A 2,323-nucleotide genomic window follows, 5' to 3' on the forward strand; every position below is an offset into this window, starting at 1 on the left:
TGGTTCGATGTCTGCCCGGATGCGACACATCTGGTGTGTCCATCCTCGCAGTATCCGGTTCTCAAGGTGCACGCCTGCGCGGCTGATCCGGTCCGACCGGGCCGCGCGGCAAGGAGATATATTGCCAAACCGGAGGGGCCCCGGGGGCGGGAATCTGGTCGTACACATTTCCTACATAGTTTGGGATTCTCAGCTGTATTTGCCAGTAATAAAGAGGGGACCTCGTTTCCGAGATCCCCTCCTCTGTTTATCTATAGAAATAGGCTTTCAAAGCCTTAGGCCAGCAGCTTGCGACCGGACTCCTCAATCGCGTCAAGTGCTGCATCTGCCTCGGCGGCATCCGCGCCCTTAGCGAAGATGTACAGCTTAATCTTGGGCTCGGTGCCGGAAGGACGAACAATACCCTTGTTGCCGCCCTCAAGATCGAACTCAATTACGTTAGCCTTCGGCAGGCCGTTCACGCAGGTGTTGTAATCCACGACGGCCTCAATCTTGGAACCGGCGAGCTCCGCGGGCGGGTTCTCGCGCAGACCAGCCATGATGCCGGCCATCTTTGCCGCACCCTCAGCGCCCGGATAACTTAGCGAAATCGTCTTGTTGTGATAGTAGCCATACTTCTCGTACAACTCGTGCATCGCATCGGCAAGGTTCTTGCCCTGGAGCTTATAATACTGCGCCATCTGGCAAATCAGAAGCGAAGTGCTGACGGCGTCCTTGTCGCGCACGTGGTCGCCGGCCAGATAGCCGTAGCTCTCCTCAAAACCGAAGATAAAGCGATCGACCTCGCCAGCATCGGAAAGAGAAGTAATGATGTCGCCGATGTACTTGAAGCCCGTCAGGCAGCGGCGGAGCTCAAAACCGTACTCGTCGGCCAGAGCGTCAACCATGGCAGAAGAAACGATAGTAGTAACGGCAACCTTCTTAGTAAGGTCCTCACCGCGGGCAGCACGGGTCTTGCAGATATAGTCGAGCAGCAGAACGCCCATCTCATTGCCGGTCAGCAGCAGATAGTCATCGCCATTCTTAACGGCAACGCCAACACGGTCAGCGTCGGGATCGGTTGCAAGCAGCAAATCAGGGTGAACCTGCTCGCAGAGATCGATGCCCTTCTGCATGGCCTGACGGATCTCGGGGTTAGGATACGGGCAGGTCGGGAAATCGCCGTTAGGCTCCTTCTGCTCGGGAACAACCGTGACATCGGTGATGCCAGCGCGCTCGAGCACCGTCGTGACGGGAATGAGGCCGGTGCCGTTGAGCGGAGTGTAGACGAGCTTAAGCGGAGCGCCAGCGATCTCCTCGGTAGAAAGGTTAGTCACGCCGCGGGCGAGAACGGCGTCGTAATAACGCTCGAGGCACGAGTCGTCGATCCATTTGACCAGACCCTGCTCAAGAGCCTCATCGAAGCCCATGGACTTCACGCCGGTGAACGTATCGGTCTCGGCGATAGCCTTAGAAATTGCATCGGCGGCCTCGCTAGTAATCTGGCAGCCGTCGGGGCCATAGGCCTTATAGCCGTTATAAGGCGCCGGATTATGACTAGCGGTCATGCAAATGCCACCAGAGCACTTAAGGTCGCGGACGGCCCAGGAGAGCGTCGGCACAGGAGAAATCTTGGGATACACGAGGGCAGTCACGCCGTTTGCTGCAAGAATGGCAGCCGTCGTCTTGACGAACAGCTCACCTTTATTGCGGCTATCACGAGCGATGGCGACCGTCGGATGCTCGAAGGTCGCATTGAGGTAGTCAGCAAATCCCTGGGTCGCACGACCGACCGTATAGATATTCATACGGTTAGTGCCCGCACCGATAGTGCCGCGAAGGCCGGCAGTACCGAAGGCGAGATCCTGGAAGAAAGCGTCGGTAATGGCGTCCTCATCACCCTGCTCCTTCATCGTGTTAAGCTCAGCGAGGAGCTCCTCGTCCTTGACATTGGCAATCCAAGTATCAAGCAGCTCATGAACATCTGCCATGTGAGTCCTTCCGTCACAATCAATAAAACGACCCGTGTAAAACAGGACAAGCGCAGCAGTGCGCTAAAGCAAATATTAGTCCATTGAGAACAAAGAACCGACCAAAGAACGGTGAACGTCTATATTCAGCGGTGGATGATTGGATTGATTTAATTGCTTAGTGAATGCCGCCTTTAACGCAAAAAAGGGGGAGGCCGCGAGGCCTCCCCCTTCTCCATGTCATCCGACGGCTCGGTGCCGTCCACCGGTCAGCGGCGCCCTGGCCTCCCACGGGCTGACCCCGCAGTACTCTCGGCGCGATGGGGCTTAGCTTCCGGGTTCGGAACGGGACCGGGCGTGCCCCCCATGCTCTG

The 2,323-nt window shown here is 57.0% G+C and carries 1 protein-coding gene and 1 rRNA gene; both read right to left on the bottom strand.

Annotation, left to right across the window (positions count from 1 at the left end):
- Positions 1-275 precede the first annotated feature (275 nt).
- Complete coding sequence (locus AAAX72_RS09635; RefSeq protein ID WP_349130168.1) at positions 276-1,970, bottom strand: phospho-sugar mutase; 1,695 nt, start codon at positions 1,968-1,970, stop codon at positions 276-278.
- A gap of 246 nt (positions 1,971-2,216) precedes the next feature.
- Positions 2,217-2,323, bottom strand: a 5S ribosomal RNA gene (gene rrf, locus AAAX72_RS09640); the annotation flags it as partial.

The organism is Collinsella sp. CLA-ER-H8, assembly GCF_040092335.1.
GTDB lineage: Bacteria > Actinomycetota > Coriobacteriia > Coriobacteriales > Coriobacteriaceae > Collinsella.

Excerpts from the sequence above, each read along its gene's own strand:
- AAAX72_RS09635 (WP_349130168.1), bottom strand. The coding sequence starts at position 1,970 with ATGGCAGATGTTCATGAGCTGCTTGATACTTGGATTGCCAATGTCAAG.